Source organism: Allorhizobium undicola ORS 992 = ATCC 700741, assembly GCF_000621665.1.
Classification (GTDB): Bacteria; Pseudomonadota; Alphaproteobacteria; order Rhizobiales; family Rhizobiaceae; genus Allorhizobium; species Allorhizobium undicola.
The window spans coordinates 258,158-282,977 of the sequence record NZ_JHXQ01000003.1; the positions used below are offsets into that span (position 1 = coordinate 258,158).

24 protein-coding genes are annotated in these 24,820 nt (G+C 58.6%); 23 read left to right on the plus strand and 1 reads right to left on the minus strand.

Features of this window, described 5'->3' with window-relative positions; translation table 11 throughout:
* Position 1: 1 nt before the first annotated feature.
* The 19 genes from motC to T424_RS0105340 all read left to right on the plus strand — a co-directional run bounded on the left by motC (position 2) and on the right by T424_RS0105340 (position 17,755).
* Positions 2-1,279, plus strand: a complete 1,278-nt coding sequence (motC, locus tag T424_RS0105240; RefSeq protein WP_027486787.1) for a chemotaxis protein MotC — start codon at positions 2-4, stop codon at positions 1,277-1,279.
* Complete coding sequence (locus T424_RS0105245) at positions 1,279-2,961, plus strand: flagellar hook-length control protein FliK (RefSeq protein ID WP_027486788.1); 1,683 nt, start codon at positions 1,279-1,281, stop codon at positions 2,959-2,961. Before motC ends, T424_RS0105245 begins: the two co-directional genes overlap by 1 nt.
* Complete coding sequence (locus tag T424_RS20260; protein ID WP_084268389.1) at positions 2,882-3,484, plus strand: transglycosylase SLT domain-containing protein; 603 nt, start codon at positions 2,882-2,884, stop codon at positions 3,482-3,484. The genes T424_RS0105245 and T424_RS20260 overlap by 80 nt, the downstream gene beginning before the upstream one ends.
* Before the next feature lie 282 nt (positions 3,485-3,766).
* Positions 3,767-4,438 carry a transcriptional activator Rem gene (rem, locus tag T424_RS0105255; protein ID WP_027486790.1) on the plus strand — a complete coding sequence of 224 codons (672 nt, stop codon included), beginning with the start codon at positions 3,767-3,769 and terminating at the stop codon, positions 4,436-4,438.
* A 538-nt stretch (positions 4,439-4,976) separates the two neighbouring features.
* The gene (locus tag T424_RS0105265) at positions 4,977-6,224 is read left to right on the plus strand and encodes a flagellar hook protein FlgE (RefSeq protein WP_027486791.1); all 1,248 of its coding nucleotides are present in this window, start codon (positions 4,977-4,979) and stop codon (positions 6,222-6,224) included.
* 24 nt (positions 6,225-6,248) lie between these two features.
* Entirely contained in the window at positions 6,249-7,703 is a 1,455-nt protein-coding gene (gene flgK, locus T424_RS0105270; protein WP_027486792.1) for a flagellar hook-associated protein FlgK, read from the plus strand.
* Between the two features lie 4 nt (positions 7,704-7,707).
* Positions 7,708-8,775, plus strand: coding sequence for a flagellar hook-associated family protein (locus T424_RS0105275; RefSeq protein ID WP_027486793.1), 1,068 nt, complete (start codon positions 7,708-7,710; stop codon positions 8,773-8,775).
* A 35-nt stretch (positions 8,776-8,810) separates the two neighbouring features.
* Entirely contained in the window at positions 8,811-9,158 is a 348-nt protein-coding gene (gene flaF, locus T424_RS0105280) for a flagellar biosynthesis regulator FlaF (protein WP_027486794.1), read from the plus strand.
* Positions 9,155-9,604, plus strand: a complete 450-nt coding sequence (flbT, locus tag T424_RS0105285; protein WP_027486795.1) for a flagellar biosynthesis repressor FlbT — start codon at positions 9,155-9,157, stop codon at positions 9,602-9,604. The genes flaF and flbT overlap by 4 nt, the downstream gene beginning before the upstream one ends.
* Positions 9,595-10,038, plus strand: a complete 444-nt coding sequence (gene flgD, locus T424_RS0105290) for a flagellar hook assembly protein FlgD (RefSeq protein WP_027486796.1) — start codon at positions 9,595-9,597, stop codon at positions 10,036-10,038. Before flbT ends, flgD begins: the two co-directional genes overlap by 10 nt.
* Before the next feature lie 319 nt (positions 10,039-10,357).
* Positions 10,358-10,624, plus strand: a complete 267-nt coding sequence (gene fliQ, locus T424_RS0105300; protein WP_027486797.1) for a flagellar biosynthesis protein FliQ — start codon at positions 10,358-10,360, stop codon at positions 10,622-10,624.
* 93 nt (positions 10,625-10,717) lie between these two features.
* Complete coding sequence (gene flhA, locus T424_RS0105305; protein WP_027486798.1) at positions 10,718-12,805, plus strand: flagellar biosynthesis protein FlhA; 2,088 nt, start codon at positions 10,718-10,720, stop codon at positions 12,803-12,805.
* Positions 12,802-13,554, plus strand: coding sequence for a flagellar biosynthetic protein FliR (locus tag T424_RS0105310; protein WP_027486799.1), 753 nt, complete (start codon positions 12,802-12,804; stop codon positions 13,552-13,554). The genes flhA and T424_RS0105310 overlap by 4 nt, the downstream gene beginning before the upstream one ends.
* Before the next feature lie 2 nt (positions 13,555-13,556).
* The gene (locus T424_RS0105315) at positions 13,557-13,970 is read left to right on the plus strand and encodes a hypothetical protein (protein WP_027486800.1); all 414 of its coding nucleotides are present in this window, start codon (positions 13,557-13,559) and stop codon (positions 13,968-13,970) included.
* A 33-nt stretch (positions 13,971-14,003) separates the two neighbouring features.
* Positions 14,004-14,597: a rod-binding protein gene (locus T424_RS0105320; RefSeq protein ID WP_027486801.1), complete on the plus strand. Its 594-nt coding sequence runs from the start codon at positions 14,004-14,006 to the stop codon at positions 14,595-14,597.
* Positions 14,598-14,713: 116 nt separating this feature from the next.
* Complete coding sequence (locus T424_RS0105325; RefSeq protein WP_027486802.1) at positions 14,714-15,079, plus strand: hypothetical protein; 366 nt, start codon at positions 14,714-14,716, stop codon at positions 15,077-15,079.
* Positions 15,079-15,612, plus strand: a complete 534-nt coding sequence (locus T424_RS0105330; protein WP_027486803.1) for a hypothetical protein — start codon at positions 15,079-15,081, stop codon at positions 15,610-15,612. The genes T424_RS0105325 and T424_RS0105330 overlap by 1 nt, the downstream gene beginning before the upstream one ends.
* Positions 15,613-15,746: 134 nt before the next feature.
* Positions 15,747-16,670, plus strand: a complete 924-nt coding sequence (locus T424_RS0105335; protein ID WP_245269433.1) for a WecB/TagA/CpsF family glycosyltransferase — start codon at positions 15,747-15,749, stop codon at positions 16,668-16,670.
* 185 nt (positions 16,671-16,855) lie between these two features.
* Complete coding sequence (locus tag T424_RS0105340; protein WP_027486805.1) at positions 16,856-17,755, plus strand: bifunctional methylenetetrahydrofolate dehydrogenase/methenyltetrahydrofolate cyclohydrolase; 900 nt, start codon at positions 16,856-16,858, stop codon at positions 17,753-17,755.
* Positions 17,756-17,819: 64 nt separating this feature from the next.
* Here T424_RS0105340 and T424_RS0105345 read toward each other — a convergent pair whose 3' ends face one another.
* Positions 17,820-18,845, minus strand: coding sequence for a LacI family DNA-binding transcriptional regulator (locus T424_RS0105345; protein ID WP_027486806.1), 1,026 nt, complete (start codon positions 18,843-18,845; stop codon positions 17,820-17,822).
* Between the two features lie 513 nt (positions 18,846-19,358).
* On the opposite strand from T424_RS0105345, the gene T424_RS0105350 reads away from it, so the two are divergent.
* The 4 genes from T424_RS0105350 to bglA all read left to right on the plus strand — a co-directional run bounded on the left by T424_RS0105350 (position 19,359) and on the right by bglA (position 24,750).
* Complete coding sequence (locus T424_RS0105350; RefSeq protein WP_027486807.1) at positions 19,359-20,717, plus strand: ABC transporter substrate-binding protein; 1,359 nt, start codon at positions 19,359-19,361, stop codon at positions 20,715-20,717.
* Between the two features lie 179 nt (positions 20,718-20,896).
* Complete coding sequence (locus T424_RS0105355; RefSeq protein WP_027486808.1) at positions 20,897-21,907, plus strand: carbohydrate ABC transporter permease; 1,011 nt, start codon at positions 20,897-20,899, stop codon at positions 21,905-21,907.
* Positions 21,907-23,052: a carbohydrate ABC transporter permease gene (locus T424_RS0105360; protein WP_037066669.1), complete on the plus strand. Its 1,146-nt coding sequence runs from the start codon at positions 21,907-21,909 to the stop codon at positions 23,050-23,052. Before T424_RS0105355 ends, T424_RS0105360 begins: the two co-directional genes overlap by 1 nt.
* Positions 23,053-23,085: 33 nt before the next feature.
* Positions 23,086-24,750: a beta-galactosidase BglA gene (bglA, locus tag T424_RS0105365; protein ID WP_027486810.1), complete on the plus strand. Its 1,665-nt coding sequence runs from the start codon at positions 23,086-23,088 to the stop codon at positions 24,748-24,750.
* Positions 24,751-24,820 lie beyond the last annotated feature (70 nt).

Consider the following 24,820-nt stretch of genomic DNA (forward strand, 5'->3'; position numbering starts at 1 on the left):
CATGAGGCGTAGCCGGACATCTCTGCGCACGGGATTGCTCATGCTGGCTCTGGCTGGCGCGTCTCCCGTGGGGGCCGCCCAGGAGGAGGAGCGCCTGCCGCCCTATCTCATGATGCGCTCGCTCGAATATGTGCAGGATCTTGTCGCACAAGGCGACCATTCCGCAGCCGAGATGCAGCGGTTCGTGTTGTCGCGGCTGGATAAGCGGCTGCGCGAGGCCGACGGGCAGACCTTCGATGATCCACGCAATGTCGATGCCGCGCTGATCTACGCGATGAGCGGCGGCAATCCGGCAACGCTCGATTACCTCGTGGCCCGCGACGTGGATGGCCGTTTCGACAACCGCGTGACGGATGTGCTGCGCAAATATCTGGGTGGCAAGGGCGTGTTGATGACCGGCACCATTGCCGATCTGCTCCCGATCTACAAGAACAGCCGTATCGCGCCTTACCTTGCACTCGTCGCGGGCAATGTCACCATTGCCAAGGATCCCGCAAAGGCGCTGCAATTTTACGATTGGGCGCGTCTGACCGCGCCTGGCACGATTGTGGAGGAGGCGGCGTTGCGGCGTTCCCTTTCCATAGCGCTGGAGACCGGCAAGACCGAGCCTGCAATGGTTTACGCCAACCGTTATGCGCGGCGTTTTCTCTACTCACCCTATGCCAGCCAGTTTGTCGATCTGTTCGTGCAGCTTGTCGTGGATCATGACGGCACGCTCGATCAGGGCGCCGTGCTGGAAACGGCGGGTGTCATGGATCCGGCGCGCCAGCGCGAGGTTTTCCTGCGCATTGCACGCCGGGCAGCCATTGGCGGCAAGGTGGAACTGGCGCGAAAGGCTGCCGATCTTGCCAATCAGGTCAGTGGATTGCCGGGAGATGGCAGCCCGCAAGCCCTGCTCTATGGCGGTGTTGCGCGCCTGCCGACACAGGATGTGAAATCCGCTCTTCAGGCCATGAGCGATTTGAAGCCGGAGCAATTGCCGGAGGCCGACAGGCCGCTGCTCGATGCAGCCCGCGCGGTGGCTGCGGAAATCGTTCGCCTGCCGACAGCGCCCGAAAACAAATTGCCAGCGGTTGCGCCCCCGCCGCAGGCCGAGACAAACGAGCAGCAGAGCCCGCTTGGCGCTGCGGCAGCCAATCTTGCGCCGCCAGCGCCATCCGGCCAGCCAGCCGGGCAAAAACAGGTTGCAGCAGATGACCCTCTGGGCAGCTTTGTCACCGATGGTCGGGCCAAGCTTCAGGCCATAGATAAATTACTGAACGGGGAGGGGGTAAACTGATGGGCACCACGATTTCGGTTGGCACGACGGGCTTTACCGCCAGCAGCTACAGCCCGCGGGCAACGGACAAGACATCCACGGGCGATGATTTCGTCACTGCGCTCAAGCAGACGGGCGATAAGGATGAAGTAAAGGACGCCGCGAGCGACGATGACGACAGCGGCAAGGATACCCGCGCCGCGTCGGATGACAGTGATGCTCCGGCAAAAGCGAACCGTTCCGGCGATAATGATCGATCCGCTCCTGTCAAGAAAGTCGCGGCGGACACGAGCGACCAGAAGGATGACAGTTCTTCCACGCAGGACAGCAGCCCGGCCACGGACAGTTCCGACGAGACCACCACCGGCGCCTCGACAACCACCGATACGACGGCAGATCTTGCCGATGCCACTGCCGTGCTGAAAAAGCTCGTGACGCAGGCGGCCATCGAAAGTGACGCCTTGAAGCAGCAAGCGGCGCAAGACCAGCAGGCGGCAAGTGCAGGTGATGAGGTTTCCACCACGCTTGCCAATCTGCAAAGCCAGCCTGACGCCAACGCCGCCAAAGTGGAGCAACCCTCGATACCTGTCACGGTCAATACTGTGGCGGCACAGACGCTACAGGCGCAGACAGGCCTTGCCGACGAGGCCGCTGCCTTTACGGCCGCTAAAACAGTTGCCAGCACGGCGAAAGAAGGTGAGACAACCACCTCCTCCAAGACCGATGAAAAAGCGTCGGGCGACACGCAGGGCAAGACGGACACCGCAAGCGATGCCCTTTCCCTGTTGAATGAATTGTCCACCGTTGCGCCAGCGCCGACGGCCGCTCAGACCACGCAGACAAATGAAGCGTCGCAGTCCGTCGCAGAGCCGCAATCCAAGGCTGCATCTGTTCTGCCATCAGCAACGGCTGTCCCGGACACGACCGCCGATCTTGCGACGTCCGATACGACACCCGATAGCCAGGGTAGTGACGGTGCCGCCGATGTCCTCAATCTGATTTCTACGGCCAAGTCATCGACGGCGGGCCTTACGGCGGTGGATGTCGATGCGTCCGTTCATGTCGATAGCGACGTTTCGGTGCAGCCGATCAACCTGGAAGTGCTCAGCTCGCAGCGCATGATCGCCCCGGTGAACACGAGCAATGGCGCGAAAATCGCCGCGGCGCTGGTGGGCGATGGCCAGCAGATCAACAGCACAGCCAACACCGATGGCTTGCAGAAGCTCAATTCCGAAAGCTCATCCACGGACCGGACGCTGAACACGCTGAAGGTGAAGATGACGCCCGAAAGCCTGGGCAGCGTGACGGCAACCATGAAGCTGACCGGCGGACAGCTCAGCGTCAGCCTCGTCGTCGAGACGGCGGCTGCTTACCGGCAGTTGCATGACGATCAGAGCGAAATCGTCAAGACGCTCAAGGCACAAGGGTTCGCCGTGGATCAGGTGCAGATCAGCCTGTCCTCGGTCAGCAGCTCCAGCGACACGAGCCAGAGCAACAATCAGAACCAGAATCAGTCCAATGGCCAGCAGACGATGCAGAACGGCGGCAATTCCAGCCAGAACGGAAGCCGCCAGACACAGCAGCAAGGTGTCTTCTACGAGCGGACCGCAGGAGGTATGGGCGATGATACGTTCTCGGGCGATACGGCCGGCTCTGGCAGCGCTGCTGGCGGCTCTCGCAGCACTTCCGGCCTCTATCTGTGAGCGTGCGGAGGCGTCGGCTCCAAGCGGCGCCTCTTCTGGCGCCTGCGAGCGAGAGATCCAGGCGGCGGCCAACCGATATGGCATTCCGGAAGGTATTCTCTACTCGGTCGGTTTGACGGAAACAGGCCGGAAAGGTTCGCTCCAGCCATATGCCCTAAATATTGAGGGGAAAGCTGTTTTTGCCACTTCGGTCGATGAGGCGCTGGCAATTTTCCGACAGGCCAAACTTCAGGGCGCAAAGCTGATTGATGTGGGATGTATGCAGATCAATCATTATTTTCACGGCGAAGAATTTCATAATGTGCAGGAAATGTTCGAACCCCATCTCAATGTCGATTACGCTGCACGCTTTCTTCTTGCCCTGCACAAGCGCCACGAAACCTGGACCATGGCGGTAGCAAGATACCATGCCGGCCCCAACAACAACCCCGCTCAAAAGGAATATGTGTGCCGGGTTATCGCCAATCTCGTCGCGACAGGTTACGGAAACTGGACTCCCAATGCGTGGGGTTTCTGTCAGTAAATACAACCGTTGGGCGATTTACTGCCTTTCTGCCGCCAAAATCATAATATGCAAATAAGCTAAATCCTGGAGCGTCTCCGCTCCGGAAGGCAAGCGTGTGTTAACTTTTTCCACCAAATAATTGTGCCATCATTTTCCTTATGCCACTAAATATAGTGCAAATCAGGAGACTATGGTTAATCAACTATTAATACCTATCATTAATTTTCAGTAGTTGTCGCTGAGGCCTCCGATTCGTACCCATGGGTTGTTGAAACACCACACTGATTCGGAGGCGGACGAATGATCGTAGTGGTTGATGAGCGCGAGCTCGTTAAAGATGGGTATACGTCCCTGTTTGGGCGTGAAGGCATACCTTCGACCGGGTTCGACCCGGTTGAATTCGGAGAATGGGTCGCTTCGGCGGCCGAGGCGGATATTGCCGCCGTTGAAGCATTTCTGTTGGGGCAGGGCGATCGCAGCGGTGATCTGCCGCGGGCAATTCGTGACCGCACCTCGGCGCCGGTCATTGCAGTATCGGATCAGCCTTCCCTGGAGGCGACGCTGGCGCTGTTCGACAGCGGCGTTGACGATGTGGTGCGCAAGCCCGTTCATCCCAGAGAGATCCTGGCGCGGGCAGCGGCTATCCGCCGTCGTTTGAAGGCGATTGCGAATTACACGGAAATCGGTGCCATCCGGGTTTTTTCCGATGGTCGCGATCCTGAAATCAGCGGTGAAATTTTCCCCTTGCCGCGCCGCGAGCGCCGCATTCTGGAATATTTGGTCGCCAATCGCGGACGGCGTGTTTCCAAGACGCAGATCTTCAATGCCATTTATGGCATTTTCGACGAGGAAGTCGAAGAAAACGTCGTGGAAAGCCACATCAGCAAGCTTCGCAAGAAGCTGCGCAAGAAGCTGGGCTTCGATCCGGTGGATTCCAAGCGGTTCCTTGGCTACTGCATCGACTGGAGCTAAAGCACGTCGCGCAAAAGTGTGCAGCGGTTTTGCGATAACGACATGCGAAAAAATAAAATCATGGATCGCGTACGCTGAACCTCTGTTCACCGGATGCGATACAAGCGGGGCAAGAGGCTATGCGGCAGGCGGGATGGAGAGCGAAAAGCCATCCGGCCTGCACATACGGCCCCCCTTTTTCGAAAACGGAAGCGGCGAACAGCTTCGCCGCCCGGACTGAAGAGAGGCTTTCATAAAGACGTTTTTCTTCACGACGCCTGCGGTTTTGAGCATCCTGTTCCGGGCGGCCCGCACACGTCACATTCGAATGCCCGCCCAATTTCCAGTGAGGGCATGAGGCCCTGCTTTCAATCAAGACAATCGGCACAACCATAGCGGCATCCGCCAGCTCGGCAGGCGTCGCGGCCTCGTGGCTGTGTCGGGACAAATAGACAGGCAGTATTGATGGAACAGCTAAAAATCGAAACTGTCTAATGAGCCAGCTTCACGCAAGGCCCACTCCCTAATCTCCAGAACATGATTTAGAAGAGGACATGTTATGAGCCTTACTGGTAGCATGAACGCAGCCGTGTCCGGCTTGAAGGCCCAATCGGCCAAGCTGAGTACAACGAGCGATAACGTCGCGAACTCATCGACGACGGGCTACAAGCGCAGTGAAACATCTTTCTCCAGCATGGTGACGGCCGGCGAAGGCAGTGGTGTATCGTCCACGACCACGCAGACCGTGTCGGAAGAGGGATCCTACGAATCCACCTCCTCCGATACCGATCTGGCGATCAGCGGCGACGGTTACTTCGTCGTGCAGGACAGCTCCGGCAACGTATTCCTCACCCGCGCCGGTGATTTCACCGAGGATGAGAACGGCTACCTCGTCAATTCCGCGGGCTACACGCTGCTTGGCTATTCCTACGAGAACGGCGAGCCGGCTTCGGTTATCAACGGCTTCGACGGTCTCGAGCCCGTCAAGGTAACGGATACCTCCGTATCGGCCTCTGCCACCACCTCCGGTACGCTCGACGGCAACCTTGATTCGAGCGCGACGGCTGTCACTGGCGATACCGCCAGCGCCAACTCCTCGACGAGTGAGTACAGCAAGAAGACGTCGATCATTGCCTATGACAGCCTTGGCAACTCGGTCCAATACGACGTCTACTTCACCAAGACGGCTGACAACGAATGGGAAGTCACGGCTTACCGGACAGACGAAGCCACGGATGAAACCGGCTTCCCCTACACGAACGGTTCGCTCGGCACGACGACGATCAGCTTCGATTCGTCCACCGGCGAACTCGATTCGTCCAGCGCCTCGTCGCTGACCATCACCGACAGCAGCATTTCTCCGGCCCTGTCCTTCACGCTTGACCTTTCGGATATGACGCAGACGGCTGCGGACTATTCGATCGGCGGCGATGTGGACGGCGCGGCAGCCGCTTCGGTCTCCGGCATCAGCATCGATACGGATGGCAATATCGTTGCAACCTACAGCGACGGTTCCACCAGCAATCTTTACAAGATCGCGCTTGCCACCGTTCCGAGCCCGGATAACCTGACCTCGGTGGATGGCACGGCCTACCAGGTCAATGCGGAGTCGGGCACGGTTGTGGTTGGCTTTGCCAATAGCGGCAGCTTCGGTTCCATCGAGTCCAGCACGCTGGAAACCTCCAACGTCGATCTGGCGGACGAACTGACCAACATGATCGTCGCGCAGCGCGCCTATACAGCGAACTCGAAGGTCTTCCAGACCGCTTCGGAAATGCTGGATACCCTGACTGAACTGAAGCGCTGATCCCATTGAAGTAGAGGCATTGTCATGACGCTTTCGTCCACCCTCAATACGGCAAAAAGCTCCTTGAGCAACACAAGCCTGCAATCGCAGGTGTTGTCCAAGAACATTGCCAACTCCCAGACGGAGGGTTACGTCCGGCGCGATGCCTCTACTGTCACCAATGGCATGGGCGCAACCATCCTCACCACGACGCGCGCGGCTGATCCGATCCTGCAAAAGCAGATGCTGTCGGCCCAGTCGCAGGCGGAGGGTCAGGATACGCTGGATACCGGCCTTACCAACCTGAAGGCCCTTCTGGGCGGCAACGATTATGAGCTGGCGCCCTCCACCTATCTCACCAAGCTGCGCGATTCGCTCCAGGCCTATGCAACGCAGCCGGACGAACTGTCTCTTGGCCAGACGGTTGTCAGCAATGCGCAGGACCTTGCCAATTCGCTGAACACGACATCCACCGGTGTGCAGGCGGTTCGTGCGCAGGCCGATGCGTCGATCAAGACGGATGTGGCGACGCTCAACGATCTTCTGTCACAGTTCAAGACCGTCAACGACAGCGTCGTCAAGGCGACCGTGTCGGGCGGCGATCCCAATGATGCGCTGGACCAGCGCGACCAGCTCCTGTCCAAGATCTCGAAGATCGTCGGCGTTGCAACGCGCGTGGACAGCAACAACGACATGTCGGTTTACACCAGTGACGGTACGGTGCTGTTCGATACGGAAGCGCGCACCGTTACCTTCGATCCGACGGGGGGCTATGCGGCGGCCACCACGGGCAATTCGGTTTATATCGATGGCGTGCCATACCAGCCGGGCTCGGGCGCCAATACCACGGCCCAGGGTTCCATTGCCGCAAACCTGCAAATCCGCGATGTCGTGGCCCCGAAAATGCAGGAGCAGCTGGACGAGACTGCCCGTGCGGTCATCACCATGTTTTCGGAAACGACGGACAGTTCCGGCAGCGATCCCATGCCCGGCCTTTTCGTGTGGAGCGACACGCAGACGCCGGATGACGGGGTTCTGGAGCCTGGAATTTCCAGCTCGATTGCCGTCAATACGGCCTATGTCACTTCCGAGGGCGGCACGCCGACCTTGCTGCGCGATGGCGGTTATAACGGGTCCGCCTATGTGTGGAACACATCCGGCGCCAGCGGCTACTCGACGCTACTACAGTCCTATGCGGACTCTTTCGATGACAGCATGAATTTCGATACCGAGGCGGATCTGGGCGATACGTCCAGCGTGCTGGATTACGCCTCCTCGGCGAATGGCTGGCTGGAAAGCTATCGTTCGACCTCGGACTCGGCCAATGAAACCAAGGCGGCACTTTCGCAGCGCGCCACCGAAGCCTACCAGAACAAGACCGGCGTCAATCTCGATGAGGAATTGTCGCGGATGCTGGATATTGAACAGTCCTACAAGGCGTCCTCCAAGCTGATCACGGCGGTGGACGATATGCTGCAAGCATTGCTGGAGGCGGTGTAAGCCCATGAAAACATCCAATATCTCCAGCCTCACCATCCAGAATGCCATGCGTCTGACCATTTCGGACGCGCAGAACCAGATGGTGGAGGCGCAAAAGGAAGTCACGACCGGCCAATATGCCGACGCGGGCACGGAGCTTGGCGGCCAAAGCTCCATGGCCATCAATCTCAACCGGGATTCGCTGCGCCTGCAATCGCTGATCGACACGAATTCGCTCGTGACCCAGCGACTTGCGTCCTCGCAGAACGCGCTGGATTCCATTGCCTCCTCGGCGCAATCGCTTCAGGAAACCCTGGTGGCGCTCGGCAGCAATACCGATGAATCGACCCTCAATACCGCAACCCAGACCGCCACGACGGCGCTGGATACCTTCGTGGACATGGCCAACACATCGTCGAACGGCGAATATCTTTTCGCCGGCACCAATACGGATGTGAAGCCGTTGACCAGCTATACGGCGGTTGATTCCAACGGGGACGACTCGGCGGCAAAGCAGGCCTTCGATGCCGCATTCCAGGCCAAATTCGGCATGGATCCAAGCGACGATGCCGTCAGCACTATTAGCGCCGACGATATTACGTCTTTCCTTGAGGACGATCTGGAACCGCTATATACTGGTTCGGACTGGACGACGACATGGTCTGCCGCGTCCGACGACACCATGACAAGCCGCATCAGCAAGAGCGAGATTATCCAGAGTTCTTCCACGGCCAATGCCGACGGTTTCCGCTATATGGGCCTGGCGTCGGTCATCGGGGTTGAGCTGCTTGGCTCGAACTTCAACAGCGAGGCAAGAACCGCGCTGGTGAACAAAGCGATAGAATATACAGGCTACGCAATTTCCGGCATCAATGACGAGCGCACCCAGCTCGGCCTCTCGCAGGAACGGGTGACGAAGGCGAATACGTCATTGGCCACGCAAAAGGACATCATCGAGACGCAGCTCAACGATCTGGTCGGTGTCGATGCCTATGAGGCATCCACGAAGATCAACAACCTGCAATCTCTCGTGGAGACGTCCTATACGCTGACATCACGGCTGCAAAGCCTGAGCCTGGTCGATTACCTTTGATGAACAAAGGGTTGTGGGGAGTGAAGGAAATCTAGATGTACCAGTTTTCCTACAGTGAAATCATGGAGGACGGGGTTGCTGACGCCAAGGAGCGTGAGCGCCAGGTTCTCAACAGGTCAATCGACCTCCTGGCGCGCGCGCGGGATGCAGGTCGCTATGGCAAGGACGCCATCGAGGCGCTTTTCTACACCCGGCGGGTCTGGATCCGCTTCGTGGAGGATCTAAGGCAGCCTGACAACCAGCTTGGCGACGAGCTGCGCGCAAATCTCATTTCCATCGCCATCTGGATTTTGAAGGAATGCGACCGCATCCGGAAGCGCCAGTCCGACAATTACCAGGGCATTATCGACGTAACCACCATCATCAGGGATGGACTTCAATGAAAAGCACCTTGCGAATCTCTCTTAAATCCGGCGAGCGGATTTTCATCAACGGCGCGGTTCTTCGTGTTGACCGTAAGGTGGCCCTCGAATTCCTGAACGATGTTACCTTCCTGCTCGAAAACCACGTCTTGCAGCCTGAAGACGCCACGACACCGCTGCGTCAGCTCTACTTCATCGCGCAGATGATTCTCATCAATCCGGACGGCAAGGAGCAGACCCTTGCGATGTTCCGCAAATCCATCGTGATGCTGCTGAACTGCTTCCAGAACGAAGAGGTGCTGGCCGAGCTGAAGCGCATCGACGGCATGGTCGTCTCCGGTCGCGCCTTCGATGCCCTCAAGGCCATTCGCTCGCTTTATCCGATCGAGGACCAGATCCTCAACAGCGAGGAAATCGCCCCGGCCATGGTCGAGCAGATCCGCAAGGAAATCGCGCCATGGCGGTAGACAGCACGACGTCTGCGACGTCCACGTCAACGACAAGCTCGACCTATACCAACCCCTGGGCCAATGCGTCCTCGTCCTCCGACTCGTCCGATGCATCGATGGACTACGACAACTTCCTGCAATTGCTGATCGCGCAGATGCAGAACCAGGATCCGACCGACCCCATGGATGCTTCCGAGCAGGTCGCCCAGCTTGCAACCTTCTCGCAGGTCGAACAGTCGATCAAGACGAACACGCTTTTGAAAAGCATGTTGATCTCGGAGGCGCTCACCAAGGCGGGCGACATGGTGGGCAACACCGTGACAAGCTCAGATGGTGAAACGACGGGAACGGTATCCTCCGTTCAGGTCAACGACGACTCGGTTGTTCTCACCACCAGCGACGGCGGTTCCGTCACCCTGCAAACCGGGGTCGAGTTCGCCAGCGGCAGCTAAAGCATTTTCAGGAAAAGTGGGAACCGGTTTTCCGTCCGAAAATGCGCAAAACAGAGCTGGAGAATTTTCAGGAAAAGAGGGAACCGGTTTTCCGTCCGAAAATGCGCAAAACAGAGCTGGAGCATTTTCAGGAAAAGAGGGAACCGGTTTTCCGCCCGATAAGCTTGAAAACCAGGATACAGGGCCTTTCCGTGTTTCAATAAAGCACGGAAAGGCTTTATTGATGGATGAGCCTGTCCTTGGCGCGCGATTCGGGTTCGCGCAGGAGGCGGTGATCCTGACCATCAGCAAAAGCGGCATGATGCCGCCGGGGAATGTGATGAACGAAGCCGATGCACTGGATATAATGCGTTCTGCCGTGTGGACCATCCTTGTGGCATCGGGTCCGGCGGTGATGGCGGCCATGACGGTCGGTCTTCTGATCGCCCTCATTCAGGCACTGACCCAGGTGCAGGAAATGACGCTTACCTTCGTGCCGAAGATCCTGGCCATCATGGTGGCTGTCGGCGTCAGCGCTCCCTTTATCGGCGGCCAGATTTCCCTTTTTGCCAATCTCGTCTTTTCGCGCGTGCAGACCGGCTTCTGAACGCGCCACCCTCGCGCAAGCTTCAGCGCCTAGCATGAAGGCTGAAATAGGCTGATTTTCAGCCTCCCTTCTCATGAAGAGATGGAACGGCACATGGCGCAGGCACCGACGACACCGCTTCCGACAATGACCAACCGTGGCCGGGATATCGGCTTTGCGCTTGGCGTGGTCGGCATTCTCTGCATTCTTTTCCTCCCCATTCCCCCCTTCATGATCGATATGGGGCTGGCCTTCTCGATCGCCTTCTCCGTGCTGATCCTCATGGTGTCCCTGTGGATCCAGAGGCCGCTGGATTTCTCGTCCTTTCCGACGATCCTGCTGATCTCGACCATGGTGCGCCTGTCGCTGAACATTGCGACAACGCGCGTGATCCTGTCGCACGGCCATCAGGGCCATGATGCCGCAGGTGGCGTGATTGCGGGCTTTTCAAGCCTCGTCATGTCCGGCGATTTCGTGATCGGTCTTATCGTTTTCGCCATTCTGGTCACGGTCAACTTCATCGTCATCACCAAGGGTGCCACCCGTATCGCGGAAGTTGGCGCCCGCTTTACCCTCGATGCCATTCCAGGCAAGCAGATGGCCATCGACGCGGATCTTTCCTCCGGCAGCATCGATGAAGCCGAGGCGCGGCGGCGGCGCAGCGAGCTGGAGCAGGAAAGCTCCTTTTTCGGCGCCATGGACGGTGCTTCGAAATTCGTGCGCGGCGATGCCATCGCCGGTCTGATCATCACGGCCATCAACATCTTCGGCGGCATCATCATCGGCTATTTCCGTCACGGAATGCCGATTGGCGAGGCTGCCGATGTTTTCGTCAAGCTTTCCGTCGGCGATGGTCTGGTTTCGCAGATTCCGGCCCTGATCGTATCGCTGGCTGCGGGTCTTCTCGTGTCGCGCGGCGGCAATGCGGGCTCTGCCGACAAGGCCGTCATCGACCAGTTGAGCGGTTATCCGCGCGCGCTTTCAGTCGCCTCCGGCCTCATGATGCTGCTGGCCCTCATTCCGGGCCTGCCGATGATCCCGTTTCTGGCGCTGGGCGGCATCATGGCCTTCGGCAGCTGGTTCATTCCCCGGCAGATGGAAGCGGAAAATCTGGCCCGGCGGCAGATCGAGGAAAGCAAGGTCATCCAGAACAAGGAAGCGGAGAAGGATAGCGTCAAGAGCGTGCTGAAGACCGCTGAAATCGAACTTGCCCTCGGCAAGCTGGTTTCGACGCGCCTTCTGGGCGCTCATCAGGAGCTGGCCTTCCGCGTGGGCAAGATGCGGCGCAAATTCGCCAGCCAATACGGGTTCGTGGTGCCGGAAATCAAGGTGACGGACGACATCGCCATCCCCGACAAGGCCTATCATATCCGCATTCACGGCACGACGATTGCTTCCAACAATCTGCGCGTCGGCGAAGTTCTGGTGGTGACGGGCAATGGCCGCAAGCCGCGCATTCCCGGCGACGAGATCCGCGAGCCGGCCTTCGGTATGCCGGCCGTCTCGATCATGGAAACCTTTGCCGAAGACCTCAAGCGTGAAGGCTTTCACCCGATCGACAATGTTTCGGTTGTTCTCACGCATTTGTCCGAGGTCATCCGCAACAACCTGCCGCAGCTTCTGTCCTACAAGGACGTAAAGGTTCTGATCGAGCGCCTTGATCCGGAATACAAGAAGCTGGCCGATGAAATCTGCTCCTCGCATATGTCCTATTCGGGGCTGCAAGCGGTGCTGAAGCTGCTTCTGGCCGAGCGTGTTTCCATTCGCAACCTGCATCTCATTCTGGAAGCGGTGGCCGAACTTGCGCCGCATGTGCGCAAGACCGAGCAGATCGTGGAACATGTGCGGGTGCGCATGGCACAGCAATTGTGCGGCGACCTGACCGATAACGGCGTGCTGCGGGTGCTGCGCCTTGGCAGCAAATGGGATCTGGTGTTCCATCAGGCGCTGAAGCGCGACAACAAGGGCGAGGTGGTCGAATTCGACATCGATCCACGCTCTCTGGAAGAGTTCAGCGAACAGGCCAGCAAAGTTATCCGTGAATTCATGGATCGCGGCCTGCCATTCGTGCTTGTCACATCGCCGGAAACGCGGTCCTATGTCCGCATGATTATCGAAAGACTGTTCGCAACCTTGCCCGTCCTTTCGCATGTGGAACTGGCAAAGGGTATCGAGATAAAGATCCTGGGCTCCATCTCATGATCACCGACCCGCAGGGAACAGTGCTTGCACTGTTCCTGATCTTCTGCCGCATCGGCGGCTGCTTCATGGCCATGCCCGGCTTTGCGGCAGCGCGGGTGCCTGCCCAGATCAGGCTTTTTGCGGCCGTTGCGGTTTCCCTGTCCTGCGTACCCATTCTGTGGGATACGGTTTATCCCAAGGTGTCGCAGGGGGGAGCGGTTTTCGTGGCGCTCATCGTCACCGAAAGCCTGATCGGGGTAGTGTTCGGGCTGATTGCCCGCTTCTTTACGCTGGGCCTGCAATTTGCCGGTTCCATCCTCACGATGATGATCGGCTTCAACACGACGCCCATGCCCGATGTGCTGGAAGACAGCAGCGAAAACCAGATGACCAACATGATCAGCTTTTGCGGGCTGTTGATGTTGTTCATGATGGATTTTCACCACATCATGCTCAGGGCGCTGATCGACAGCTATTCCGTCATGCCGATGGGTGGTTCGCCCAACACGCAGAAAATGCTGATCACGCTGACGGATACGGCGTCGCAGACCTATATGCTGATGTTGCGGCTTTCGAGCCCCTTCATCATCTACGGCATCATGTTCAATTTCGGCGTGGGTCTGGTCAACCGGCTGGCGCAGCAGATCCCGGTTTATTACATCTCCACGCCTTACCTGATCACCGGTGGCCTGCTTCTGGTCTACTGGTCTATCGGGGCGATGGTGCGGCAGTTTGCGGATGCCTTCATTCCCATTTTTCTCGGAAGATAGCCATGGCCCCCATCAGGAAGTCGCAAAAGCTCAAGCGTCTCGTGGCAGTGCAGCGGCATCTGGAAAAAATGGCCGATTTGCGCCTTGCCGATACCATTCGCAAACGCCAGGAAATCTCTGAGGGTCTCGACCGCGTCGTGCAGGCGCTGGGCTCGCTCGATCCGGTGCATCGTCAGTTTTCCCAGAATTATGCCGAACGCTTCTCGCGCCTCACCCAGGACGACAAGCGCATGGCCGACGTGCAAAGGGTAGAGGAAAATCAGGTTCTCAGAGAGCGAACCAAGGCCGAGCGGCTGGAAGACAAGATGAAAACGGCCCGCGTGCACGAAGACGAAGAGGCTGCGGAGCTTCAACTGATGGAGCTTCTCGACATGAAATTTGCCACACCAGCCTCCAGCAAGCTTCACGAGGGATAGTCTTCCCCATATTGATTTTCAGGGGACGACACAGTGGCAATTTCTCCTCCCAGCGATCTGGTTCTCGACGTTGTAAAGGCGGCTGACAGCTCTTCCATGGCCGCGGCGCAGGAGCGCTTGCAGTCCGCGCGCGCTGCCACCCAGGCCGCCAGCCTGAACGAGAAGAATGCCGGCTTCGACATGGCCATGAACACCATGAGCAGCGCAGCCTCCAAGGCAGGTCTCGGCAATGCCTCGACGGCCATCAAGGCCGCCGACATTCCCAAGCCCTACAAGCAATACGAGGGCGTCATCCTTCAGAATTTCGTGCAATCCATGCTGCCGAAGGATTCGGAAGCCGTTTTCGGCAAGGGCAATGCCGGTGAAATCTGGAAGAGCATGTTGGCCGAACAGATTGGCAATACCATTGCCGAGCGCGGCGGTATCGGCATTGCCAAGCAGATGTATTCGGAAGAATTGTCGCGCGTGCGGCCAAAGGGCGTGCAGAACGTGGTTGCCGATGCGTCCGCGCATAATATGGCGCAGATGAACATGCAGCAGATCGAACGTGATGCGCTGGGGCTGGCCTCGCCAGACCAGAGCAAGACGGATCAGGTTCGTACGGACGGGCTTTTCACCGCCGTCTGATCCTTCGCGACCCGCATCTCTTGCCGGAACTATTTGAGAATTAAGCTGAAGTCAGCCTGAAAGGTCATGGACCGCCGGACGCTGTCTTTGCGCGAGCCTTGAGGAAATTGACATTTATGGAACATGTGTCCAACGACTACCGGATCAAGACCGTTCTCGGACGTCTGGAAATGATCGTCGATAACGAGAACGAGCGGATCGGCCGCGATCCCGAATTCGACTTCAAGGTGTCCAACGCCCATAAAAGCCGTTGCCTCTATGAGCTGACCATGCTGTTTCGCGATACCGATCCGCACGAACTTGCGGTTCATCATGTCGAGCAGATGCACAGCGTCAAGAAGAAGCTTGCGCTCAATGCCCGCCGCGTCGAAGCCCATCTCCATGCGGTAAAGGCAGTGGCGGAAATTCTGCGTACCGCCGTGCAGGAGGCCGATGGCGACGGCACCTATACCCAGGAACAGTTTCTCTACAGAGATAATTGATGGTCAAGATCGTCATCGCGGGTATTTGGGCCTGCATCGTCACGCTCGTTGCCGTGTATTTCTCGGTGCAGCTGGCCACGAAGCCAGCGCCGGTGGAAACGGCCAAGGCCCCGCCAACCGAAGTGGTGCGCGGTGAGGCCATCACCATTCCCTATCTGGAAGACGGTGGCGTGAAGGGCTATTTTCTTGGGCGCTTTTCCTTCGTCGTGGAAAAGGACAAGGCCCACGCAGCGCCCTTGCAGGTCTCGGATATCCTGACGGACCAGCTTTTTACGGCGCTGGTGGGCAATCGCATGATCGATCTTTCAAGCCCGAAGCGCCTGGATATCGAGCAGTTTCGCGAGGGCATCCGCACCGGTATCAACAAGCGGCTGGGTGACGAAGTGGTCCAGAGCGTGCTGATCGAGCAGCTTGACTTCCTTGCCAAGGAAGACCTGCGCGAGGGCGGCGGCAAGCCCAAGCTGAAACCCGGCGTGAAAATCGTCGAAGGCGAAGCCCCGCCAGTGGCGGATGCGCCAAAAACAGGGCATTGACGATCTCCCGCGCCGTTCGGGCGCATAGTAACCATTGCGTAAAGATCGACTCGCAAATTTTAGCCTGAGGTTTAAGCGGGATTTGATGGCGGCGCGTTAGGCTGGCCCGGTATCCACAAGGGAGCCGGGCTTTCATGCGTGCAGCCTACCGCATCACCGACGTCGCAGGCAGTGAGGAGCAGGATGGCGTCCGCACTGCGCTGCTGATTCACAAGGTCCGGCAGGATCTGGCAGAGCAGGCTTTGAAAATGGAAATCATGGATCACGGCATGGACCGGTTCGAGGCGGATGGCACGGCGGGCGCGCAATCCCTGCCGCGCCGCACACTGTTCGGCCAGCCTGTGCTGGACGTGCCATGGATGACGGCTCTCGGCTTTCTCGATCACCTTGCCGGCAAGGTAGGAGCCCACGCCAAGGTGGCGTTTCTCAACGCGCATAATGCCAATGTCATGCTGCGGGATGGTGAATTCAGGGCCCTCCTCAAGGATCAGCTGGTGCTTCCCGATGGCGTTGGGCTCGATCTTGCCGCCCTGCTCATCGATGGGCGGCCCTTTGCGGCCAATCTCAACGGGACCGATCTGGTTCCCGCTCTCCTGACCTTCATGTCCACGCCGCGGCGGATCGGGCTGATTGGCGGCAGGCCGGGCGTTCTGGCCGGGGCTGTGGCCAATTTCCGCCAGCACGCCCCCTGGCATGAATTTCTGCCGATGGCCGATGGTTTCTTTGACGACGAGGAATTGCCCATCATCCTCGAAAGACTGGAAGAGGCCCGCATCGATCTGCTGCTTGTGGGCATGGGCACGCCCTTCCAGGAAAAATGGGTGGCCCGCCACATCACGCAGCGCCATGCGCGGCTGGTGCTGACGGTTGGCGCGCTGTTCGATTTCGTATCCGGCACTGTCCCGCGGGCGCCGGCCTGGATGCGGGCAATCCGTTTTGAATGGCTCTACCGGCTGCTGCTTGAGCCTTCGCGACTCTGGCGCCGTTATCTCATCGGCATTCCGCAATTCATCCTCCATGTGCTGAAAGCCCGACGTCAGGCGCGCCGCAAAGCGTGAGCTTCCGGTGAAATCGCGTCTTTGTTCTTTGCCATCAGGGTGATATAGAGCCTTTCCAAGGAAAAGCGGAAAGCGGCTTTCTGTCGGGAAGTGTGTCAAAAACAAAGACTTGGGTCATCCCGTCTTTGCCTTTATGCGCTTTGGCAGAATTGTCCGAAAAAGGCTATCGAACGGGATTGACAGGCGTGGTCACAGTTATCGACGGAAAAGAGGTTGCTGCCTCCGTTATCGAGGCAGTCAAGGCGAGTGCGCAGGCCTATGCGGATGCCGTTGGTGGTAAGGTGGGGCTTGCCGTCATTATCGTTGGCGATGATCCCGCCAGCCATGCCTATGTCGGCGCCAAGGGGCGCATGGCCAAGGAATGCGGCTTCAATTCCGTGCAGCATACCCTGCCGGAAGATACACGCCAGGAAGACCTTCTGGCGCTGGTGGCCGAACTGAACGCGGATGCTTCGATCCATGGCATTCTGGTGCAATTGCCGCTGCCCAGACATCTGGACAGCGAGGCCGTCATCCAGTCCATCCTGCCGGAAAAGGATGTGGATGGCCTGCATGTGGTCAATGCCGGCAAGCTGGCGACGGGCGACATGCAGACGGGCCTGATCTCCTGCACGCCCGCGGGGGCCATGCTGCTGGTGCGCAAGATCCACGGACGCGATCTGTCGGGCCTCAATGCGCTCGTCATCGGACGCTCCAACCTGTTCGGCAAGCCCATGGGGCAATTGCTGCTCAATGCCAATGCCACGGTAACGATGGCGCATTCCAGAAGCCGCGATCTTCCGGCCCTTGCCCGCAGCGCCGATATTCTGGTGGCCGCCGTTGGCCGGGCGGAAATGGTGAAGGCGGACTGGGTAAAGCCGGGCGCAACCGTTATCGATGTCGGCATCAACCGTGTTGCCGCGCCGGAAAAGGGCGAGGGAAAGACCAAGCTCGTGGGCGATGTTGCCTTTGCCGAATGCGCCGAACAGGCGGCTGCCATCACGCCGGTTCCGGGTGGCGTTGGCCCCATGACCATCGCCATGCTGATGGCCAATACCGTGATTGCAGCTCACCGCAAGGCCGGACTGACCGCGCCGGTCTTTTGATCTCGAACGGTGTTTGGCGGAGCGCTTTGCGGCAAAAGGCAAGGTGTCTCCGCGCTGGAATCCCCTATCCAGCGCAAGGGCCTGTGGACGCCCGGATGACCAGATCGGCCTTCCATAATTCCTGAAGCGGCGGCCCCTTGCCGGGCTCTTCCAGTTCGGCAATCAGCCGTTCGGCGACGCGCTGGCCTGCCGCGCGCAGCGAAGACATGGTGGTGGTGAGCGGCACGGTGAAGTTTTCCGGCTTCAGCAGTTGCAGGTCATCGTCATGGGCAACCAACGAGATGTCGCGTCCGAGCGTCAATCCGGCTTCTTCGATGGCCCGAACGGCCCCCAGCGCCAGAACCGTACTGGCCACCAGCAATGCCGTGGGGCGCGGTGACATTTGCAGGACGATCCGGGCATTGCGATAGCCCCATTCGTCGCTCATCAAGCTGTGGGTCACGGCATGTGGCGGCAGGGCCAGCCCCGCTTTTTCCAGGGCCTGCTGCATTCCCATCTTTCGCCGCTGGGCAAAATCGAGATGTTCGGGGCCGTTAAGAAAGGCAAAGTGCCGGTGGCCAAGGCCGATCAGCAGTTCGGCCGATGCCCGGAACGCATCCTCGTTATCGACGTCGAGAAACGGGTAATCCGTCTCCAGACCCAGCGAGCGGCCATGGACGATAAAGGGAACGGGCAGGGATTTGGCCATGGCGATGCGCGGGTCCTTTTCCCGCATATAGGCCAGATAATAGGCATCCACCGCCCCTCCCGACACCAGACCTCGAATGGCCTGATCCTCCGCATCGGGGTGGGCGGGAATGATGACGAAATGAAACTCGTGCTTGAGGCATTCCTCGGCCAGCCCGCTCTGGAACTCGGCAAAATGGATGTCGGAGGATTGCTGCGGCGAAATCGGCATGACCAGGCCAAGCGATCCAGCCTTTCCCGTAGCAAGCCGTCTTGCGGCGCGGTTGGGACGATAGCCCGTTTCCTGCGCAGCCTTCAAAACACGCTGGCGCGTTTCCTCACCCACTTCAGGATAGCCGTTGAGGGCGCGACTGATGGTGGTTTGTGAAAGCCCCAGAAGTTCAGAGAGTTGCTTCAGATTCACGCGGCAATCCACCCCTTGTCGAAAACGTGCTGCATAATCCCCGTTTAGACCATTTACAGAAAAAGTGTAGTTACGGTTTCCCAATCCAAAATGCGCAAAACAAACGGAAACTCAGGCAAGCTCACATGCATCGATGTGATTGGGGAAGCTGCTCTACGTGTCAGTCGAGGAGGGCGGCTACCACCTGCCCAAGACGTCATGTCAAAGGGCAATCGTTTCCGGGCGATCGCAATTTCAACCGCTTCTCTCCCCTTTCTATAATAGCAAAAGCCCACGCCGGGAACCCTTGCGCGAACCCTATTCCGTCCATTGCGCAAAACAGGCGCGCGCCCTCTTGACTTCCCCCGATAATTTGTGGCTTCTTACCGCTCAAAGCGCTTTGAGAAACTTTCAACGTCGATTGCGCGCAATAATCCCGTCTGCCGCTTGTCAGCGGTTGGACGCGATACATTTAATCTGATGCGGGCGGATGCAGGGGAGCATCGTAACGTCCGCTCTTGAGGAGGAGCCATGATGAAGACCTATCTGCTTTCCAGCCTTGCAGCGCTTGCCTTGCTGGCTGGCACGGCATCTGCTGCGGAACTGAAATTCAAGCCCGGTGCGGACGAAAAGTTTAACTGGAAGAGCTACGAGGAATTTTCCAAGGCTCACCAGATGAAGGGGCAAGTGCTGACGATTTTCGGGCCGTGGCGCGGTGAGGATCAGGCGCTGTTCGAAACCGTGCTGGAATATTTCCGTCAGGCGACGGGCATCGATGTCAAATATTCGTCCTCGGAAAATTACGAGCAGCAGATCGTCATCGACACGCAGGCCGGAAGCCCTCCCAATGTGGCCATTCTTGCGCAGCCGGGGCTGATTGGCGATCTTGCCGCCAAGGGCGCGCTGACGCCGCTTGGCGAGGAAAACCGCGACTGGCTGAAGCAGAATTTTGCCGCCGGTCAGTCCTGGGTCGATCTTGCGACGTTCAAGGGCAAGGATGGCAAGCCGCTGATCTACGGAATGCCATACAAGATCGATATCAAGTCGCTGATCTGGTATGTGCCGGAAAACTTCGAGGATGCGGGCTATAAAGTGCCCAAAAGCATGGAAGAGTTGAAGGCGTTGACCGAAAAGATCGCTGCTGACGGCGGCGTTCCGTGGTGCATCGGTCTGGGATCGGGCGGGGCCACCGGCTGGCCGGCCACCGACTGGATCGAAGACCTGATGCTGCGTCTCTACCCTGCCGACGTTTACGACAAGTGGGTCAGCAACGAGATCAAGTTCAACGATCCGAAAGTACTAGCAGCTATCGACGAATATGGCTGGTTCTCGCGCAATCCGAAATTCGTGGATGGCGGAACGGCCGGTGTCGCCTCCACCGATTTCAGGGATAGTCCAAAGGGGCTCTTCACCTCGCCGCCCAAGTGCTACCTGCACCATCAGGCCTCTTTCGTGCCGTCCTTCTTCCCGGAAGGCACCAAGGTCGGGCAGGATGTGGATTTCTTCCCCACTCCCAATTACGCCAGCAAGCCGGAAATCGGCAATCCGGTGGCCGGGGCGGGCACGCTTGCCATGATCACCAAGGATTCTCCTGCCGCACGGGCCTTCATAGACTTTCTGAAGACGCCGATCGCCCATGAGGTCTGGATGGCGCAGTCCAGCTTCCTGACCGCCTACAAGGCCGCCAATCAGGACGTCTATCCCAACGCGCCGGTGAAAAAGCAGGGTGACATTCTCATGAAGGCCACCACGTTCCGCTTCGACGGTTCCGACCTCATGCCGGGCAAGATTGGCGCGGGCGCCTTCTGGACCGCCATGGTGGATTATGCGGGCGGAAAATCCGCGCAGGATGTCACCAAGAACATCCAGCAGGCGTGGGACGCGCTGAAATAGCGGTTCGGATTTCACCAGGGCACGTCGCACAGGCCATTGTGCCGCGGCGTGCCATCCACAGCGACTGCCGGACAGCCGCTTTCCAGTCATACACGATGTTCATGGATTTGGACGAGCGCAAGCATTGTGCCGGAGCCGGTTGGCCGCATGATGCATGGCAGGTTTTGGGGAGATAGATCATGGGGCAGCTTGCCTATGCACTTATCACCATCGTCATTGGCGTTGGTGGCGCGCTCGGCTATTTCTTCGGCTCGAACTGGATATTGGACCGGCTTTTTCCGGCCCATCACACCGATCTCGACCGGGCATCGCGCAATATGCGGGTCGCTGCCTTCATCCGGCCATGGCTCTTCCTCGGTCCGGCCCTTCTTTCGCTTGCCGTCTATCTGGTCTATCCGCTGTTCTCCTCGATTTTCTATTCATTCATGGATCGCAGCGGCACCAGTTTTGTCGGGCTGGCCAATTACAAATGGCTTCTCGGCGACAACGAGTTTCACGAAGCGATCCTGAACAACATTCTGTGGCTCGTGGTCGTGCCGACGCTTTCGACGCTGCTGGGGCTGGTGATTGCCGCGCTCACCGATCGCATCTGGTGGGGCAATATCGCCAAATCGCTGATCTTTATGCCCATGGCCATTTCCTTTGTCGGCGCCTCGGTCATCTGGAAATTCGTCTATGATTACCGCGATGCCGGCGCAGAACAGATCGGTCTTCTCAACGCCATCGTGGTGGCGCTCGGCGGCCAGCCGCAGGTGTGGATCTCGCTGCCCTTCTGGAACAATTTCTTCCTCATGGTCATCCTTGTCTGGGTTCAGACGGGTTTTGCCATGGTTCTGCTTTCGGCGGCACTGCGCGGAATTCCCGAAGAAACCGTGGAGGCGGCTGTTATCGACGGCGCCAATCCCTGGCAGATTTTCTTCAAGATCAAGGTGCCGCAAATCTGGGGAACCATCGCCGTCGTGTGGACCACCATCACTATTCTTGTGCTCAAGGTGTTCGACATCGTTCTGGCTATGACCAATGGCCAGTGGCAGACGCAGGTGCTTGCCAATCTCATGTTCGACTGGATGTTCCGGGGCGGCGGCGATTTCGGCCGCGGCGCGGTGATTGCCGTGGTGATCATGGTGATGGTCGTGCCGATCATGGTCTGGAATATTCGCAATGCCCGCCAGGAAATGGGAGACCGCTGATGCCTATGCGCGCTTTTTCACCGCTCTCCATCGTCGTCAACCTCACGGTTCTGCTGCTCGTCATCGTCTGGACGGTGCCGACCGCCGGTCTGTTGATTTCCTCCCTGCGTGACAAGGATCAGATCTCGGCCTCCGGTTGGTGGACGGCCCTGACGGGCGCCAGTCGAAAGGATATTTTTCGGGCTCCCGGCGCTGAAGCGCAGAAGCAGGAAGGTGCAGTCTGGGTTATTTCCGGCAATCTTTTCAATGGCGGCAAGGGCCGTGTCAGCGCTTTTGGAACCTCCAGCCTCAAGCCGGAGGAATTCAGGCCCGGCGAGAGCGCGACGCTCAAGGATGGCGAGACGCTGACGGTAAGCGAAACCGGCGACTTCCGCCTGAGTGCGCCGCAGAGCTTTGAAGGCGCGCGCGGCCAGCGGATTTTCTTCACCTCCGAGCAGCCGCCCCGTTTTTCCTTCGATAATTACCGCACGGTTCTGACGGCGGAGGGCATGGGGCAATCCTTCCTCAACTCTCTGACGGTTGCCATTCCCGCCACCATCATCCCCATTCTGGTCGCAGCCTTTGCAGCCTATGCACTGGCCTGGATGCAGTTTCCGGGACGCTCCCTGCTGATTGCCCTGATTGTCGGCCTGCTGGTGGTGCCCTTGCAAATGTCGCTCATTCCGCTGCTCAAGATGTACAATGGCGTCGGGGCGTTTTTCGGTGTGCCATCCAAGACCTATCTTGGCATCTGGCTCGCTCATATGGGATTCGGTCTGCCGCTCGCCATCTATCTGTTGCGCAATTACATTGCCGGATTGCCGCGCGAGATCATGGAATCGGCGCGGGTCGATGGGGCAAACGATTTCGAGATCTTCGTGAAGATCGTCCTGCCGCTTTCCTATCCGGCTCTGGCATCCTTCGCCATTTTCCAGTTCCTGTGGACATGGAACGATCTTCTGGTCGCCATGGTGTTTCTGGGAACCGGAAACGAGGAACTGGTGCTGACAGGGCGTCTGGTCAACCTTCTGGGTTCGCGCGGCGCAAACTGGGAAATTCTCACCGCCTCGGCTTTCATTACCATCATCGTGCCTCTTCTCGTCTTTTTCACCCTCCAGCGCTATCTCGTGCGCGGCCTGCTGGCCGGCTCGGTGAAGGGCGGCTGATCAATTTTCTCCCAAGACCTACAGGAAGATTTCATGACCCCTGTTTCGACAAGCACTGCGACCGTGGACAAGGACTGGTGGCGCGGTGCCGTGATCTACCAGATTTACCCGCGCTCCTTTCAGGATTCCAACAATGACGGCGTGGGCGATCTCAAGGGCATTACAGCGCGCTTGCCGCATGTGGCGCGGCTGGGGGCGGATGCTATCTGGATCTCGCCCTTCTTTGCCTCGCCCATGAAGGATTTCGGCTACGACGTCTCCAACTACACCGATGTCGATCCGATGTTCGGGACCGTGGCCGACTTCGACGCTCTGATCGCCGAGGCCCACAGGCTTGGGATCAAGGTGATGATCGATCTGGTGATCTCCCACACCTCCGATCAGCACGCATGGTTTGCCGAAAGCCGTTCCAGCCGCATCAATCCCAAATCCGACTGGTATGTCTGGTCCGATCCCAAGCCCGACGGTTCGCCGCCGAATAACTGGCTTTCGATTTTCGGCGGCTCTGCCTGGGCATGGGACGCAAGGCGGATGCAGTATTACCTGCACAACTTCCTGACCTCGCAGCCCGATCTGAACATGCACAATCCGCAGGTACAGGACGCGGTGCTGGATGCGGCCCGCTTCTGGCTGAAGCGCGGCGTGGACGGCTTCCGTCTCGATACGATCAACTTCTATTTCCACGACAAGCAATTGCGCGACAACCCGCCGCTGTCGCCCGAGCGGCGCAATGCTTCCACCGCGCCTGCCGTCAATCCCTATAACTTTCAGGACCACATCTACGACAAGAACCAGCCGGAAAATCTGGAATTCCTGAAGCGTTTCCGCGCGCTGCTGGAGGAGTTTCCGGCCATTGCGGCAGTAGGCGAAGTTGGCGACGGCCAGTATGGACTGGAAATTGTCGGCCAGTACACTTCCGGCGGCGACAAGATGCAGATGTGCTACGCCTTTGAATTCCTCGCGCCAGAGCCGTTGACCCCGCAGGTCGTTGCCGACACCCAGGCCGCTTTTCGGGCTGCCGCGCCAGAGGGCTGGGCCTGCTGGGCCTTTTCCAACCATGATGTCGTTCGCCACGTCTCCCGCTGGGGAGCGGAGGTGGTGGACCGGCAGGCCTTCGCCAAGTTTCTTTCGGCGGTACTGCTCACGCAGCGCGGCTCGGTCTGCATCTATCAGGGCGAGGAACTGGGTCTCACGGAAGCCGATATTGCGTTTGAAGATTTGCAGGATCCCTATGGCAAGGAATTCTGGCCCGAATTCAAGGGACGCGACGGTTGCCGCACGCCTATGGTGTGGGATTCGCTTGCCCACCATGCTGGCTTCAGCAATGGCGAGACGACGTGGCTGCCCATTCCGGTGGAGCACAGCCTGAATGCCGTCAGCGTGCAGGATGGCAAGGAGGGGTCGGTGTTGGAGCATTACCGCCGCTTCCTGCAATTCCGTCGGCAATTTCCGGCGCTCGTCAAGGGCGACATTGCCTTCCACATCGTCAGCGATACGCAGCTTGCCTATTCCCGCCTGCTGGACGGGCAGGAGGTCCTGTGCCTGTTCAACATGAGCCCCGCAGAAGACAGGATCGCCCTTCCCGATGGCGAGTGGGACATGCTCGAGGGCCATGGTTTCGAAGCCGGGCTGGACGATGCAAAGGCAATCCTGCCTGGATGGGGAGCAGCCTTTGCGCTGCGCCGCCAGACGGTGTGAAAGAAAAGCCGCCAGCGGCTTTCGACCTGTAACCAGATGGGTGCCGCGCGGTTGCGGCATCTTTCACGCA